The organism is Ruegeria denitrificans (assembly GCF_001458295.1).
Classification (GTDB): domain Bacteria; phylum Pseudomonadota; class Alphaproteobacteria; order Rhodobacterales; family Rhodobacteraceae; genus Ruegeria; species Ruegeria denitrificans.
Map to the genome: position 1 here is coordinate 58,492 of NZ_CYUD01000016.1, position 15,295 is coordinate 73,786.

Consider the following 15,295-nt stretch of genomic DNA (forward strand, 5'->3'; position numbering starts at 1 on the left):
CAACACCAGTCGATAATCCGTTGGCGGCTTCTGATTTGAGAGGGGCCGCCATCGTCGTTAAAGAGACCGCTGTTAATCTCCCTTGTTCCAAACATCATGTGCAATAAGCGCGGCCTCTACCCGATTTCGCGCATGAAGCTTGGACAGGATTGCCGTCATGTAGTGCTTCACGGTTTTTTCCTGAAGGTCTAACTCATCAGCGATTTCACGATTACTTAGTCCTTTGGCCACACGTCTAAGTATTTCTTCCTCACGATGCGTAAGGTCATCGAGAATGCTGCTGTTAATAGACATGCCGGTGTCAGCGTTGATTTGAAGCAATACCCGCGAGGCCAAGCCCGGAGAAACGAACCCTTCACCTGCGGCGATGCTGCGTAAGGAAGCGGTTAGTTCGCTCGCGGTTACTCCTTTCACAATGTAACCAATCGCGCCCGCCTCCAAGGCGTCCGCGACATCGCTGCTGTTCTCTGAGACCGTCAAGATTGCAATGATGGGCGGATTTGCTATTGCCGCAATTTTACGTGTCGCGCTTATCCCACCACCGGGCATCGAAAGGTCAAGAATGGCTATGTCCGGCTGATGCGTGACGACCAGCGATACTGCATCTTCAGCGCTGGACCCAGCAGCCAAAACTTCAAAACCATCAGCTTCATCCAGCGTGCGTTGCAAACCATCCCTGAATATCGGGTGATCATCGGCTATTACGACAGATGTAGTCATGATGTGCCTAACTTTCTGGGAAAAAGTGTCATAGCAATGGTGGTGCCCTCACCCGGTCTCGATGCGACTTCGAACCTGCCGCCAATACTCTCGACCCGATCCCGCAAGCCCATAAGCCCCTGGCCACCATCGTCTCGCAACGCGGTTTCTTCTGACCTGTCAAATCCAGGTCCGTCGTCTTTGACCTTTACAACTATGCGGTCGTTCTGCGCCTCTGAGATAACCGTGCACTTGGAAGCTGGAGCATATCTTGCGGCATTGGAAAGCGTTTCCTGAAGGAACCGAAAAACGCACAGCTTGTCCGACAATGACAACTCTGGGGCCTGGCTACCTTGGAATGAAATATCTGGTCGCAACGGGCTGTGTTCGGCATGATCCTCTACGGCTCTCTTTACAACATCGACGAATGACAGGCTGTCGATATCTGGCGCGGACAGCCCTCGCGATATTGCACGAATCTCAGCAAGAGATTTTTGCAAAGACTGCTGAATTTCCTCTGCCTCTTTTGGTCTTTCGGACTCTTTCGAAAACGCCGCCTCCAGTCTAAGGGCGGCGAGCGACAGGTATTGCGCAGGACCGTCATGTAGCTCGGCACCAAGCTTCTTGAGAAATCGATCTGTTTGCGTGGCATATCTTTCTGACGCCTCGACCACACGCGACCGCAGCAGGGCATTCTGCTCAGCCATCCTCTCACTTTCTGTCAGGCGTTGATTAAGAAGAGACCCTTGTCGTCGAATAGTTTTGTCGCCAATTGCGACGATGGCATACAGAACAATAGTACTTGCCAGAAATGCGGAACCGACGACCAACCAACTTGTTCGCCTGGCCTTGGCTAAGTCTAACTCCAGCTGATCAGCTCTTTCGTAGAACTCCGCAACTGCGATGATTTCGCCGGACCAGAGTTCGCGGATGGGGCTGTAAACTTCAAGCAGTGGTATCCCCAATGCCGCCTCGGCGGCGCTCTCGGCATGATCAAGCTCTTCGAAAGAGCCGGAGATGTCACCGTTCCACGCCCGCCTTAGATCATCCGTTGGATTGAAACGGTTTCCAATGATGTCTGTATCCGAGGCATGCGCAATCACACCGCCTTGCTTCCAGAATTTGTAGGAAACGATACGGTCACGCATTGGCTGGGTCATGAAAATCTCGTCCAGCGCCAGGCTCGCCTGGTCTGAGAGGCGGTCGCCATGTGCCAATTCCTGACTGAGCGGGGATACTACGCTTTCCATATATATAGCGGCAGAGTTGGCGGAGTTTTGCACGACTGCGTTCTGGATTCGATTTGACACCCAGACCCCGACGATTGCGGTAGCAGTACCCATCACGAAAATGCTGGCCGCAAGAAACACTCGCGACAACGACCAATTGCCAATCGTCAGGTCAGTTACTTTCACTCTCATCGTGAAATCGACTATGAACTACAATCTCTTACCGCACCACAGACCTTGGTCTGACGCGATCTGGCTAAATCTCTGATACTGAGCTTCCGCCCAGTGGCCGGAGTCAGATATCATCCACCGTTCTCAGTCTTTGCAGCATCGGGCAGTGAACGTTACCACTATCACAATTGGCCGTAAGCTCACTCAAGGCGTGCTCCAGGTGTCTAAGCTCATCAATCTTGCTTCGAACGCTGGCAATGTGTGCCTCGGCCAATTCTTTCACTGAACGGCAATCTTCAGCACTTCCTTCTGACAACTCTAAAAGCACCTTTGCGTCAGATAGAGAAAACCCTAGGTCGCGGCACTTCTTCAAAAATCGAAGTCTTCCCACATCGTTTGCTGAATAGAGGCGACGATTGTTCAGAGCTCGTGCGGGTCTTGGTACGATACCTTCGCGTTCGTAGTAGCGGATGGTTTCTATGCCGACCCCGCTTTGCCGGGAAGCCTCACCTATCGCAATCATGTGAAGTGCCTCCACTTGATCCTGTAGTTACTACAGGAGTTATACGCACTGAATGCCGGTGCCTCAACACTATCAAATCGCCTACCCAGGGAGCGAAAGATGAAGAAATATTTGACCCTCAGCTACCTGGGATCGGTTTCCGCTCTGGGGGTTGCAACATGCTGTGTTCTTCCTTTGGCCATGATGTTGCTAGGCTTGGGTGGCAGTTGGTTGGCGGTATTCGGAAAAATTGCGGCGGCAAGCTACTATGTTCTCGCCATTTCTACAGCGCTGGTCGCGGTTTCGTGGTTCGTATCGCATCGAACCGGGGCATTGGTAAATCTGAAATGGTGGCTTGTTGGAAGCACGGCGATTACCGCGTTGGCATGGGTCATCGTGTTCAATGAGGCTCAAATCAACGATTATCTAATCATGCAGATGTGAGACAATGACAAAACAAACTGTGGTGCTCGATAGCACTTTGACCTGCCCTCAGTGTGGGCACGTTGAAACCGAGAAAATGCCAACTGACTCGTGCCAGTGGTTTTATGAATGCAAGTCATGCAATGCAGTCTTGAAACCGTTAGAAGGCGATTGCTGCGTCTTTTGTTCCTATGCAACTGTCCCATGTCCACCAATTCAGTTGGGAAACCACTGTTGTGGATAAGCGGGCCGCAACCGCAACATCCGAGAAAGATGTTGATAGTCCACATTGGCTCGTCCGCCAAAGATTGCAAAGTCTGGTTTTCTGCGAATTACGGTCATTGGGGTGCCGTGCAGCATTGATCAAAGAGGGCTCGTTGTGGACATCGGAAGCAGTGCAGCATCTGCTCAGGATCGTTTCAGCGCCCGATCGCGGACGACCCAGAACCGACATCAACCCACTGTCTCGATGCTGCAACCGCGCCGAGATACCGGCCATTCGCCGCAGATGCAAAATCCGGCAAGGATCGAACTCACACAGTGCGGGGCCATGGGGGCGGTTTGAACGCCGAGACGGTGCAGATCGTGGAGAATTGGCGGATTCGATCCAAAAACTGTTAAACGTGCCGAGATCGGAGGGATTATACAGGCCACTTGCCGCGAACGATTGGGGTTGGAGTGTCCACAGGACTAGACGTCAGCCGCTCTTTTCAACCAGAAAGTCGATCATGGCACGGGCCTTTGCGGGCAGGTTGTTGCGACTGGCATAGATCACGCTGACCCCGATCGACGGTGCGCGGAAATCGGGCAAAACTGCTACCAAAGCCCCGGAATCCAGTTCGGCCTTACAAGAAAGCTCTGGCAGACGGGTAATCCCACAACCGGCAAGGGCCAGCACCTTTTCGGTATGAGCGTCGTTGCATCGAACGCGCGGCGCAATTGGCACCGAAATCACATCTCCGTCTGGCCCTGGATAGGTCCAGTTTTGTGTAACCCCGTGAAACGAGAAATCAATCAGTTCGTGGTCTTTGAGGTCATTGGGGTGACACGGAGTGCCCTTTCGTTTCAGATAGGCGGGCGAGGCTACCGTAAAACCTTGCGTGCAAAAAATCTCGCGGACGATCAGGTCGGACGGGGACAAATCGCCGATGCGTACCAACAAGTCGATCCCTTCACCGATCATGTCGGCACGACGCTCGGACACGTCGATGTTCAGATCAACTTCGGGGTATCGCTGGAGAAATTCGGGCAGCCAGTCATTTAGCCACCCGTGGGCGAAAACCACAGGCACGCTCATCCGCAATTCTCCAAATGGCCGGTCGCCGACCGAATGCAATCGGTCCTGCACAGCGCGGGTATCATCAACAATCCGACGGGCGTTTTCGTAGTATATGCGTCCGGATTCCGTCAGGCTGATCCGGCGGGTCGTCCGGTTCAAGAGCCGGGTACCAAGCCGCTCTTCAAGCCGCGCGATCTCTTTGCTGACATGGCTGGGCGTATGGCCCAAAAGCTTTGCGGCTGCACTCATACCTTCCTGCTCCACCACTGTGCAGAACAGAACCATGCCGTCGAAGAGATCCTTATTATGATCCATTAGGAATAGATGTTATTCCAATTGAGCTATTAAAGTTCATTACAAGCATAAATACCTTTCTTGCAAGAAAAGGAAAGGTCAAATCATGTTGGACATCAAAAACTTCGATCACATCGGCATCCGCATCAGCAATCGCGATGCATCCGTCGCCTTCTATGAGCTGTTGGGGTTCGAATTGATCGCAGACGGGGGCTTTGACAAAGGCCATCCACTGGTGATGCTGCACCCGTCTGGGATCAACATCAACTTGCTCGGCCCGGCGACCGCAAAAGCGGGCGAAAACGTCCTGATGGACGACACCGAGAAATACCCCGGCATCACCCATCTGGCCGTCAAGGTAAAGGACGCCGAAGCAACCGAAGCCTTTGTTGCCGAAAACCGCATCGCCATCACAGGTCGCCGAGAGTTTCGCGGCACCAAAACCATCTTCATTCGCGACCCGGATCGCAACGTTCTGGAGCTTGTCGGCCCCGGTCCCTCGGTCGCGCAGCTTATCGCTGAGCACGTGCACGCCTAAGACCGATGACCAAAGGAGACACTCTCATGATTACTTTGCTAAAGCCGCTCTCTGCGGTCCTGTGCCTGACTATTGCCGCCACAGCGCTGCCGGTACTGGCGGAATCCCCGATGATCAAAACAGTGAATGGCATCGCGACATATCCGGAAGGCTATCAGGGCACACCGATCCGTGCCGCTGACGAAGACCCGTTTCTGTCGCCAACCAACTCGGCGCTGATCCTGATCGACTACCAGCCGCCGATTTTGGCCGGGGTCAAAAACATCGACCATGAAGAGCTGATCAACAACACCACAGGTCTGATCAAGACCGCCGTTATCTATGACATCCCGATCATATTCAGCCATGTAGCTGTGGGGCTGAACGGTTATAACCCGATGATCGAAGACCTGCGCGAACTGGCCCCAAACGCGGTCTTTGTCGACCGGACAAATGTCAACGCCTGGGAGGAACCTGAATTTGTCGCTGCGGTCGAAGCAACGGGCCGGACAAAGCTGATTATGGGTGGTTTCTGGACAGATGTCTGTCTGGCCTATCCCGCGATCGAGGCCGAACTGGCCGGATATGACGTCTATGTACCGGAAGACGCCGTTGGCTCGATCACCCAGCTCAGCCACGAAAACGGCATGCGCCGCATGATCGAAGCAGGCGTTGAACCGATCACATGGAATGTGGTTCCGGCCGAACTACAACGCGACCACGCGCGCGCGGACAAGTTGCAGGCCGGTACTCGCGTGTTCATGGAGCATCTGTTCAAAGTCGATCCGAATTCAACCTGGTAAACACAAACATCTGTCAGGGGCTTCGGCCCCTCACAGCGAAATCTCTTTGAAGCCACGCTTTCCCTACACGTGTGCAACTTCGCGAAAGGGAGCGCGGATGGCATTGAGGGATTTGATAGGCAGAGTACCCTGCTGATAAATTCGGTGTCTGAAGAACTTACCCTTTCAATCAGTAAGCTAAAATTTGAAACGGCCCAGGGCCGACATTCACGGTTTTCCGGAATTCACTGGCTGGCTTCTCAAGAGCAGCCATTCGAGAAGAGCGCAGCATTTTTTCCATAACTGCTCGGCGGGGCGATGCTGCTTTTCCTTTTCTTGCGCCCAATAACTAATTCAGCTCAAGGCCAACAGGAGTATTCAGTACCTTGGATCGTCAGAGGGTTTTTGCTGTTTTCACGGAAATCCGCTCCGTCGTTCAATGGCCGTAGTCTGCGGCTACCCAATCGAAGCGGAGTAACCGCAGATCTCGTTTAGCCGATGAAAGACAGCACTTGATCCGTCACTTCACGCGGGGCGTCTTCAGGGCTGTAATGGCCAGCACCCGGCAGGCGCTGAATTTTGCCGTTCGGAAACACCGCCTCGAACAGTGGAAGAAAGTGCTTTGCATGCAGCGTGCGGTCTTCTTCCCCCCAGATCGCGAGTGCTGGTTTCGCACTGATCGCCTTTCGGGCCGCCGCGTCCGGTTCTTCGAACTTATGCGCCCCGGTCGCAAACCCCTTAGCCCATCCAATAGCACCGGCAGCTTCTGCCGGTGTTGGGAATGGCGCCCGATAGGCGTTGAGCCAAGTGTCCGTGACGATTGAGACGTCTTCGAAACCGTTCAACTTCAGTGTGGACAGGATCGTGTAATCAAGCTGGCCGAGAAGCGGTTCCAGAGTGCCGTCATCTTGCGCTTTCAGGATCCACTGAAACCAAGCGGCCTCGCCAGCATTCGCAACCAGCCGGTCAATCAGATCGGCCTGGCCGAACGGCGTTGGCCCGTTGACTGAAACAATTCGTTTTACCCGGTCCGGATGGCGGATTGCGAATCCCATACCCACTGGCCCACCGAAATCGTGCATCACAAGGGTCACGTCGCGCAGGTCGAGGGCAAGAGCGACCGCCTCCAGATTGTCGATATGGTCCTGCAGCCAGTAGGTTCGATCGCTTGGCGTGGCACTCTTGCCCAAGCCCATATGGTCAATCGCCACGACCCGATGATGGCGCGACCACGTGGCGATCTGGTGCCGGAAAAGGTAGCTCCAGGTTGGTTCGCCATGCAGCAAAAGCAGAGTCTCGGGCCCCTCGCCGACATCAACGTAGTGGGCGGCGTAACCGGGCGCGTAGTTGTAGCGTGCGGGAAAAGGCCAGGTGCCATCAAAGGTGGTATCGGCCGGCACGGCAGGAATCGGTTGGGTCATGTTGGTCTCTCCAAAGCTCGGGGATGGTCGCAGGCTCGCGCTGAACGCGCCTGCCACGGTCAACTGCAGCATTGTTCGGCGTGTGACCTGGCTCTTGTATGCGGAAGGTTTGCTTAGGCTCATCACTGCCTCCTTCCGGCGCACGCAAGGCAGTTGATCTCAGCGTTGAGGCTTCCAGCCACATGATCGGCGGAATGCCAGCGACCGTGTAACCGGCGCGCGAATTCTTCGGAGGCCTGGTCAGCGGTTTCTTGGACTGCTCTATCAATATCGTCTGGGTCCAAGCCGATGTCGCGCAAACGAACGCGCTCGAGACCCTTCAGTGCCTGTCGTGTCTTACGAGTTGTCAATGCGTGAAAGCCCGCAACGACGAGGCGGGGTAACAGGCCGAGTTCGACAGACGCGTCAAACTTGTCTGCCGCGGGCCCGCAATCGACGAGATTTGAAAACAGGTCCTTTTGGCCGTGCGTTGGGCAGTTTTCGGGTCGCGCTTTAGTCATGGAGTCCTCCTTTCGGTTACAAGGAGGAACGTAATTTGGCGCTTGATCTCTTACCAATTCGAAGGAGGCGTTTATGTGATCGATTAAATAGATCGCTTGGTGGTAAGGCTCAAAAACCTGTTTCCGCAAAAGCCACGGTGAGCCATTCAGCGAATAGCGACATTGCTCGGGTGAAAGGGCGTCCTTCTGCGCTTACCAGCCAATAGCCGAGACCTACGTCTACTGTCTCGGGTTCTGCGAGCCAAGTGAGCCGACCTTCACGCACGAGTGTTTCAACGAGTAACTTACGACCGATCGCTACACCTCCGCCGTCGATCGCGGCTTGGATCACCACATTATAGTCATTGAGCGGCATCCGTTTCGCGCCAGCTATATCAATTCCGCGCGACTCCGCCCAAGACTGCCATTCCTGCTCCTTACGGCTCATGAGAAGTTGTTCGTCAGACAGGTCTGTGAGCGGAAGGGTTCGCCCAGAATGTGCAATGGGGGCAATTTTTTCGACGTGCAGCAGCCGGGCATCCACACCGTTCCAAGGGCCGATTCCGAACCTCACGCCCAGATCAGCCTCGTCGCGAGCAAAGCTGACAATCTCGAGTGTTGGGTCAAGTTCAATGTCAATCCCTGGGTGCGCATCCGAAAAAGAGGCAAGACGCGACATGAGCCACATTGAGCAGAAGGACGGCAGCGCTGTGACGCGAAGCGTCTCCCGCCCAGCTTCGGCCCGAAGCTCTGCAGTCGCATCCGTGATCGTACGGAATGCGGCATTGATTTCGACGAGATAACGCTTCCCTTCAGGTGTTAAAGAGATGCTGCGGGCATGCCGTGCGAAAAGCGGCGATCCGAGCATTGCTTCAAGCTGCCGAATGTGATGGCTGACCGTACTTTGCGATATCAGCAATTCATCCGCGGCATTTCGAAAACTCAAGAGCCTCGCAACAGCTAAAAAAGCACGAAGCGATAGAAGCGGAGGAAGGTTCGGGCTTGAGCGCAAACAGTTGGCCTCGTTTTTCTCGGGCAGAGTACCACAAAGTAGTACAGCGCGTTATGGCCAAGTCCGCAAGCCCATGCGGTACACAGCTATCATCGCCTACGGCCCATACTGGACCTTTGACCGACCTTGAAGTTGCTGCGGCGCGGCCCGTCAGACCGGCCATTCGCTGCGTTTGCAATATTGGAGACCGAGTGAAGTCACGGATCAGCCATGTCGATTTTTGCTACAAGCCCGAGGCCGTGAAAGCGTCGACCGATGCTGTGGCCGAGTTTTTCAACAAGTGAACCGACAAGGCAGAGGTCAAAGATTTGCCTCTGCCTGCTCCTTACTGAAATGCGGACATTGGTGTGTAGCGCAGCATTTGTGAAAGTGGGCTCTTTCCAGACCTCAGGTGCAGCGCAGCATTTCGGTTCAAGAACCACTCGCCATCGATTTGAACGGCCCATAGCCGACCTTGACCATCAGGCCGAGCGCCGCAACGCAGCTTCCTTGAAGCAGACATTGATCGGCAGTCGAACGGGAGCATCCATCATATGACAGCAACGCGGACAAAGCGGGCAAAATTATCATGAAAATTTGTGAGATTCTTCAGGTCTTCGGCTGCCGGGTTTGATTACTCGACTCCGCGGTTTCAATTGGTCCTTTTCGCGCAAGTCAGTAGACTTACATCTGAAGCAAACAAAAGCTTTGGACACGTTCCAAACCTGCCCTTTTGGTCTGATTACCGTGGAAAATGTGAGCTAGATCGCCAGATATTCCTCACGAAGTTTGGTGTCTTCAAGCACCTCTTTCGCCGCACCGTCAAATACGATGGTCCCGGTATCTAGTATAATCGCACGGTCCGCCAACTCCAAAGCTCGTACGGCGTTCTGCTCTACAATGATCGTGGTCATACCCTGTTGCTTGACGTGAATAAGAGTTTTTTCGATCTCATCGACGATGACAGGCGCCAAACCCTCATATGGTTCATCCAAGAGTAGGACCTTAATGTCTCTGGCCAGGGCTCTGGCGATCGACAGCATTTGTTGCTCGCCTCCTGACAGTGTAATTCCTTCTTGTTTCCGACGCTCTCCCAAACGCGGGAACAATTCATAAAGTCGATCCAGTGACCATCCGATTGGCGGTGCAATCTGAGCGAGCTGTAAATTTTCTTCGACGGTCAAACCGGGAATTATTCGTCTGTCTTCAGGCACTAGGCCCAAACCTGCCGCCGCCGCTTCGTAGCTTGTCATTTTGTGTAGCGGCTGATGATCCAGCCAGATTTCGCCGTGCCTTACCTCAGGCTCTCCGACTCTTGCGATCGAACGGAGTGTCGAGGTTTTTCCTGCGCCATTACGTCCAAGAAGAGCAAGAATCTCGCCTTCGTGTACGTTGAAGCTGACGCCCTGCACGATATAGCTTTCTCCATAGTAGGAGTGCATATCCCAAACGGAGAGAAACGCAGGGGCAGTGCTGGCCAAATTGGCGTTTTTTGAAAAGTCAGGTTTCTCGTTCATAGCTTTTCCTTACGCAGCCTCGCCTAGATAGGCTTCGCGAACCTTAGGGTTTCCGCGGATGTTTTCAGGAGTATCTTCAACCAAAGGTGCGCCCTGAGCCAGAACAGTGATGCGTTCGGCAAGGCTGAAGACCACATGCATGTCATGCTCGATGATTGCGATGGTAATGTCGCGCTCATCCTTAATTTGTTTCAGCAGGTCGATTGTGTTGTTGGTGTCCGCCCTCGCCATACCCGCCGTGGGTTCGTCCAGCAGCAATAGCCGCGGATTTTGGCTGAGGCACATGCCAATCTCAAGCCGCCGCTTGTCGCCACGCGACAGCGAGGCAGCGCTCATCTCGCGCTTGTCGGCCATGTTCATTTCTTCCAACATCGCCTCGGCCTGTTCGACTACGGCCTTTTCATTGGCGATTGTCTCATAGGCATGCATCCGGAACGCGCCATCCCGCATCGCAAAGATGGGGATCAGCATGTTTTCCATCACCGTCAGTTCCCCGAAAATCTCTGGTGTCTGAAATACGCGGCTGATGCCCATCTGGTTGATTTGGAAGGGTTCAAGACCCAGCACCGAGCTGTTGTCGAACAATACCGAACCGGTGTCCGGCATCAGCTTGCCTACCAGACAGTTCAGCAAGGTCGATTTGCCGGCCCCGTTAGGTCCGATGATTGCGTGAACCGTGTTCTCCTCGACATTAAGGTTCACATCCGTCAGCGCCCTAAGGCCACCGAAGCGCTTGCTGACATCTTTGACTCTTAGAATTGCCATGGTCCGCCCCTTACTCCGCCGGTTCCGTTTTGCCCGACGGTGCATCGTCAGTACCAGTTTTCTTGCGCTTCAAGCGGTTCAACAGCCGTTGCCCGCCTTCAACAAGGCCACCCGGCAGATAGATCACCACCAGCATGAACAGGATGCCCAGTGTCAGGTGCCAGCCTTTGCCGATGAACGGGTGGATCAGGAACACCACCGCGTCTTCCAGCCCGTCCGGCAGGAAGGCGAACCAGCCGTGCAGGACGTTGTCGTTAATCTTAGAGAAGATGTTCTCGAAATACTTGATGAAGCCAGCGCCCAGAACAGGACCGATCAACGTGCCTGTGCCGCCAAGGATGGTCATCAGAACCACCTCACCCGAAGCGGTCCACTGCATACGCTCAGCCCCTGCCAACGGGTCCATCGCGGCCATCAGCCCACCGGCCAGACCGGCATACATGCCCGAGATCACAAAGGCCGCCAATGTATAGGGTTTGGAGTTCAAGCCCGTATAGTTCATCCGCTGCTGGTTCGATTTCACTGCGCGCAGCATCATTCCGAATGGTGAGCGGAAAATGCGGATCGAAAGATAGAACACAACCATCATGATTACTGCGCACAGGTAGTAACCCGCGTTGAAGTCAAAACTCCACGCGCCGACATCCATGGTGTAGGTCGCGCGCATCGGCAGGCCGAAGAGATGCGGCAGATCCGGTGCATTGGCTCCCTGCAGAATTTGGGGATCGTCGGCATATACCTGCAGACCGGTTTCCCCGTTGGTCAGGTTGAACTTGGGGTTCGACAGCACCGAATAGGCCAGCGCAAAACTCATCTGTGCAAAGGCTAGTGTCAGGATAGAGAAATAGATACCTGACCGGCGCAGGCTGACAAACCCAATCAATAGCGAGAATAGGCCAGCGACCACAACGCTGAGCGCGATAGCCGGGATGATGTTGTAACTCAGCAGCTTGAACATCCACACGGCCGAATACGACCCCACGCCCAGAAAGGCTGCGTGACCGAAGGACAGGTATCCGGTCAGACCGAACAGGATGTTGAACCCAATGGCTAAGATGCCAAAGATGACGAAGCGCTGCATCAAGTCCGGGTAACCCGCGTTAAACTGCGCCATAGCGCTCCCTTCAGGGAATGGGTTCAGGATGAAGGGGGCCAGCAGTGTAAGAAGGCCGACGATGATTAGAAGGCTGGTGTCTTTCTTGTTCAGTCCCAACATCGATTATTCCTCCATCACGCCTTTGCGTCCCATCAACCCGCGCGGGCGAGTCAGCAGCACGATAATGGCAACAAGGTAGATGATGATTTGGTTGATTCCGGGGATTGTGGTGGTAGCCCAAGTCGTAGAGGCAAAGCTTTCAAGAATGCCCAGTAGAAAGCCGGCCAGCACGGCCCCGGGCAATGAACCCATGCCGCCAACAACAACCACAACGAAGCTAAGGACCAGAAAATCCATCCCCATGTGATAATTTGGTGGATTGAGCGGCCCGTACATTACACCGGCTAAACCAGCCACTGCGGCAGCGATACCGAACATGATAGTAAAACGCCGGTCGATATTGATTCCCAGCAAGCCTACGGTCTCGCGGTCCGCCATTCCGGCGCGCACGACCATGCCAAACGTCGTAAACTGCAGGAATGAGAAGACGGCACCAATTATTGCGACGGCAAATCCGAAGTAAACCAGACGCCAGATCGGATAGATGATCGCGTTGGGATCGAAGCCGATCATTGTGCCAAGGTCGATAGATCCACTCAACGCGTCAGGTGGTGGCGTTTGGATCGGGTTGGCCCCGAAGAAATACTTCACGATTTCCTGCAAGACGATTGCCAATCCAAAAGTGACAAGGATCTGGTCAGCGTGCGGGCGCTTGTAGAAATGCTTGATCAGCCCGCGTTCCATTACATAGCCCACCAACAGCATGATCGGGATCGCAAACAGGATTGCCAGCGGAACAGACCAATCGATGATCGTCGCACCAAACTCTGGGCCAAACCAAGCCTCGATATAGGGGGTTTCAACCTTCAGCGGGTTGCCCAGAAAATCGGTTTGGCTCTCGTCGATGGTCACATAGCTCAGGTTCATGAGCTTTTGCAGAGTAACGGCGCAGAACGCACCGATCATGAACAGTGCCCCGTGGGCAAAGTTCACAACGCCGAGCGTTCCAAAAATAAGTGTCAGCCCCAGCGCAATCAACGCATAAGCCGACCCTTTGTCCAGACCGTTCAAAATTTGCAATAGGATGGCGTCCATTGGCCCCACCTCAGGGTTGGTCAGTGTGAATTGAGTGGCGTAACAGGATCAGCCCTGTTGCAGATGTCTGGCCACCATTTTAGCAGCCAGACTTAGACACGAGGCCTTATGCGCCCGAGTTACACTCACCCAGTGCACCACCAGCGAACATCGGGTGCTCTGGATCGTACTCAACCTGCGCGCGTGGCGTAACTTCGACGATTTCCAGAGTGTCATAGGCGTTGGTCGGATTCTCGTTCCCACGAACGACCAGCACGTCTTTGAAGCACTGGTGGTCCGCGCCGCGATACCAGGTCGGACCATTGCCCAAGCCGTCGAACTCGAAGTCTTCTAGGGCTTCAACAACGCCGCACGGATTGAATGTGCCAGCACGCTCACATGCATCAGCATAAAGAAGAACTTGTGCATAGCAGGTCTGTGCAGAGTTGGACGGCGGCTTGCCATACTTCTCACCAAAGGACTTCACAAAGGCTTTGGTTCCTTCATCCTGCAGCTGCCAGTTCCAGTTCATCGAACCCAGCACGCCTTTGATGTTCTCGCCTGCACCAGCGGCCATCAACTCCGAATACAGCGGCACGACAATCTTAAAGTCCTTACCGTTGGCAACTTTGTCTAGCAGGCCGAATTGAATCGCGTTGGTCAGCGAGTTCACCATGTTGCCGCCGTAGTGATTCAGAACCAGAACATCTGCGCCTGAGTTCAAAACCGGTGTGATATAAGACGAGAAGTCTGTTGACGCGAGTGGTGTTTTGACAGTGTTGACCGTTTCCCATCCCAAGGCTTCGGTCGAAGCGACGATCGACTCTTCCTGTGTCCAGCCCCAGTTGTAGTCGGCCGTCAGGTGATAGGCGCGGCGCTCCTTGCCCATTTCCGCGGCCAGCACCGGTGCAAGCGCTGCACCCGACATATATGCGTTGAAGAAATGGCGGAAACCATTGGCCTTCTTGTCTTTACCAGTCGTGTCGTTGGCATGGGTCAGACCTGCCATAAAGATCACACCTGCTTCTTGGCAAAGGCCCTGAACCGCAACAGCCACGCCCGAGGACGATCCGCCGTTGATCATGATCGCGCCGTCTTTTTCGATCATCGACTTTGCAGATGCACGTGCGGCGTCTGACTTGGTCTGGGTATCGCCAGTGACGAACTCGACCTTCTTTCCAAGTATGCCATTACCCTTCAGCGCCTTCGACGTGAAAGTGTTCAAGCAACCACCATCTCCCTCACCGTTGAGATGTTCGACTGCCAGCTGTTGCGCCAGCAGCTCGTCGTTACCCTCTTCGGCATAAGGCCCGGTCTGGGGAACATTGAAGCCCAGGGTTACTGACCCTCCGGTAGGTTCATTGGTGTAAGCAGCAGCCGACGAAGCCGTGAAGATCGTAGGTAGGGCCAGACCGGTACTTGCAACGGCACCAGACTTCAACACGCCGCGGCGTGTGACAGATTTATTGGTCATTAATTCCTCCCATTTCCCTTTCTTTCGTCGTTTGGCTCCTCTTCCAGCAGACGAAAGCGCACTTATGTGCAATTCAATAATGGAAAGCCGAATGAAAATTTCACAACAAATTACTGGATTTGAAATAAAATTTTGTAAACTTATTCACCATTGGCGGGCTTTTTTGTAAATTTTTTCTGCTCAGCTGAGCTTATTCATCATATTTCATACAGTTAGATGCAAAAAATCTTTTGTTGCTTCTGTCGGCAATAATGTCGCCCGCTTTAGTGGGCAGAAGCTGAGGCGAAATCGCAAGTTCGAAGCAATATTCGCTGCTCCAGCTTGACACAAGACTTTCTCAGACACTGGGCGCCCGCGGTCAACGAAGCCTATTTTACCATTTGTCTGCTTTGGGCTCGTTGTGGACATCGGAGGCAGTGCAGCATCTGCTCAGGATCGCTTCAGCTCCCGATCGCAGTCGGCCCATTGCGGATGAGGTGGGTGGCTCCTGCTCCACCGGCATCGAATGTGCCAAAGTGCAGT

16 protein-coding genes are annotated in these 15,295 nt (G+C 54.0%); 4 read left to right on the plus strand and 12 right to left on the minus strand.

What is annotated here, in order from left to right:
• Window positions 1-72 precede the first annotated feature (72 nt).
• From RUE5091_RS19955 to RUE5091_RS19965, 3 genes are all read right to left on the minus strand, one after another.
• Window positions 73-720, minus strand: coding sequence for a response regulator (locus RUE5091_RS19955; protein WP_058283696.1), 648 nt, complete (start codon window positions 718-720; stop codon window positions 73-75).
• Window positions 717-2,069: a sensor histidine kinase gene (locus tag RUE5091_RS19960; RefSeq protein ID WP_165590805.1), complete on the minus strand. Its 1,353-nt coding sequence runs from the start codon at window positions 2,067-2,069 to the stop codon at window positions 717-719. The genes RUE5091_RS19955 and RUE5091_RS19960 overlap by 4 nt, the downstream gene beginning before the upstream one ends.
• Window positions 2,070-2,223: 154 nt before the next feature.
• Entirely contained in the window at window positions 2,224-2,622 is a 399-nt protein-coding gene (locus RUE5091_RS19965; protein ID WP_058283698.1) for a MerR family transcriptional regulator, read from the minus strand.
• A gap of 99 nt (window positions 2,623-2,721) precedes the next feature.
• Between RUE5091_RS19965 and RUE5091_RS19970 the strand changes: the two genes are divergently transcribed.
• Entirely contained in the window at window positions 2,722-3,045 is a 324-nt protein-coding gene (locus RUE5091_RS19970) for a hypothetical protein (protein WP_058283699.1), read from the plus strand.
• A 4-nt stretch (window positions 3,046-3,049) separates the two neighbouring features.
• Window positions 3,050-3,268: a GDCCVxC domain-containing (seleno)protein gene (locus RUE5091_RS23765; RefSeq protein ID WP_082643739.1), complete on the plus strand. Its 219-nt coding sequence runs from the start codon at window positions 3,050-3,052 to the stop codon at window positions 3,266-3,268.
• A gap of 453 nt (window positions 3,269-3,721) precedes the next feature.
• Here the strand turns inward: RUE5091_RS23765 and RUE5091_RS19975 are convergent, their stop codons facing one another.
• The gene (locus RUE5091_RS19975) at window positions 3,722-4,618 is read right to left on the minus strand and encodes a LysR family transcriptional regulator (protein ID WP_058283700.1); all 897 of its coding nucleotides are present in this window, start codon (window positions 4,616-4,618) and stop codon (window positions 3,722-3,724) included.
• An 85-nt stretch (window positions 4,619-4,703) separates the two neighbouring features.
• On the opposite strand from RUE5091_RS19975, the gene RUE5091_RS19980 reads away from it, so the two are divergent.
• Complete coding sequence (locus RUE5091_RS19980; protein ID WP_058283701.1) at window positions 4,704-5,135, plus strand: VOC family protein; 432 nt, start codon at window positions 4,704-4,706, stop codon at window positions 5,133-5,135.
• Between the two features lie 26 nt (window positions 5,136-5,161).
• Complete coding sequence (locus RUE5091_RS19985; protein WP_165590806.1) at window positions 5,162-5,917, plus strand: isochorismatase family protein; 756 nt, start codon at window positions 5,162-5,164, stop codon at window positions 5,915-5,917.
• Window positions 5,918-6,387: 470 nt separating this feature from the next.
• Here RUE5091_RS19985 and RUE5091_RS19990 read toward each other — a convergent pair whose 3' ends face one another.
• From RUE5091_RS19990 to RUE5091_RS20025, 8 genes are all read right to left on the minus strand, one after another.
• Window positions 6,388-7,317, minus strand: a complete 930-nt coding sequence (locus RUE5091_RS19990) for an alpha/beta fold hydrolase (RefSeq protein WP_058283716.1) — start codon at window positions 7,315-7,317, stop codon at window positions 6,388-6,390.
• 122 nt (window positions 7,318-7,439) lie between these two features.
• Window positions 7,440-7,817: a hypothetical protein gene (locus tag RUE5091_RS19995; protein WP_058283703.1), complete on the minus strand. Its 378-nt coding sequence runs from the start codon at window positions 7,815-7,817 to the stop codon at window positions 7,440-7,442.
• A 109-nt stretch (window positions 7,818-7,926) separates the two neighbouring features.
• A complete protein-coding gene (locus RUE5091_RS20000; RefSeq protein WP_082643740.1) occupies window positions 7,927-8,808 on the minus strand; it encodes a LysR substrate-binding domain-containing protein in 882 nt (293 codons plus the stop codon).
• A gap of 740 nt (window positions 8,809-9,548) precedes the next feature.
• Complete coding sequence (locus tag RUE5091_RS20005; protein WP_058283705.1) at window positions 9,549-10,304, minus strand: ABC transporter ATP-binding protein; 756 nt, start codon at window positions 10,302-10,304, stop codon at window positions 9,549-9,551.
• Between the two features lie 9 nt (window positions 10,305-10,313).
• Window positions 10,314-11,069: an ABC transporter ATP-binding protein gene (locus RUE5091_RS20010; protein WP_058283706.1), complete on the minus strand. Its 756-nt coding sequence runs from the start codon at window positions 11,067-11,069 to the stop codon at window positions 10,314-10,316.
• A 10-nt stretch (window positions 11,070-11,079) separates the two neighbouring features.
• Entirely contained in the window at window positions 11,080-12,285 is a 1,206-nt protein-coding gene (locus RUE5091_RS20015) for a branched-chain amino acid ABC transporter permease (RefSeq protein ID WP_058283707.1), read from the minus strand.
• Window positions 12,286-12,288: 3 nt separating this feature from the next.
• On the minus strand, window positions 12,289-13,320 hold the full coding sequence (locus RUE5091_RS20020; protein ID WP_058283708.1) for a branched-chain amino acid ABC transporter permease: 1,032 nt from the start codon (window positions 13,318-13,320) through the stop codon (window positions 12,289-12,291).
• 106 nt (window positions 13,321-13,426) lie between these two features.
• A complete protein-coding gene (locus tag RUE5091_RS20025) occupies window positions 13,427-14,773 on the minus strand; it encodes a substrate-binding protein (RefSeq protein ID WP_058283709.1) in 1,347 nt (448 codons plus the stop codon).
• Between the last annotated feature and the right edge of the window lie 522 nt (window positions 14,774-15,295).

Coding starts and splice junctions, on each gene's coding strand:
- RUE5091_RS19955 (WP_058283696.1), bottom strand. CDS start 720: ATGACTACATCTGTCGTAATAGCCGATGATCACCCGATATTCAGGGAT.
- RUE5091_RS19965 (WP_058283698.1), bottom strand. CDS start 2,622: ATGATTGCGATAGGTGAGGCTTCCCGGCAAAGCGGGGTCGGCATAGAA.
- RUE5091_RS19970 (WP_058283699.1), top strand. CDS start 2,722: ATGAAGAAATATTTGACCCTCAGCTACCTGGGATCGGTTTCCGCTCTG.
- RUE5091_RS23765 (WP_082643739.1), top strand. CDS start 3,050: ATGACAAAACAAACTGTGGTGCTCGATAGCACTTTGACCTGCCCTCAG.
- RUE5091_RS19975 (WP_058283700.1), bottom strand. CDS start 4,618: ATGGATCATAATAAGGATCTCTTCGACGGCATGGTTCTGTTCTGCACA.
- RUE5091_RS19980 (WP_058283701.1), top strand. CDS start 4,704: ATGTTGGACATCAAAAACTTCGATCACATCGGCATCCGCATCAGCAAT.
- RUE5091_RS19985 (WP_165590806.1), top strand. CDS start 5,162: ATGATTACTTTGCTAAAGCCGCTCTCTGCGGTCCTGTGCCTGACTATT.
- RUE5091_RS19990 (WP_058283716.1), bottom strand. CDS start 7,317: ATGACCCAACCGATTCCTGCCGTGCCGGCCGATACCACCTTTGATGGC.
- RUE5091_RS19995 (WP_058283703.1), bottom strand. CDS start 7,817: ATGACTAAAGCGCGACCCGAAAACTGCCCAACGCACGGCCAAAAGGAC.
- RUE5091_RS20005 (WP_058283705.1), bottom strand. CDS start 10,304: ATGAACGAGAAACCTGACTTTTCAAAAAACGCCAATTTGGCCAGCACT.
- RUE5091_RS20010 (WP_058283706.1), bottom strand. CDS start 11,069: ATGGCAATTCTAAGAGTCAAAGATGTCAGCAAGCGCTTCGGTGGCCTT.
- RUE5091_RS20015 (WP_058283707.1), bottom strand. CDS start 12,285: ATGTTGGGACTGAACAAGAAAGACACCAGCCTTCTAATCATCGTCGGC.
- RUE5091_RS20020 (WP_058283708.1), bottom strand. CDS start 13,320: ATGGACGCCATCCTATTGCAAATTTTGAACGGTCTGGACAAAGGGTCG.
- RUE5091_RS20025 (WP_058283709.1), bottom strand. CDS start 14,773: ATGACCAATAAATCTGTCACACGCCGCGGCGTGTTGAAGTCTGGTGCC.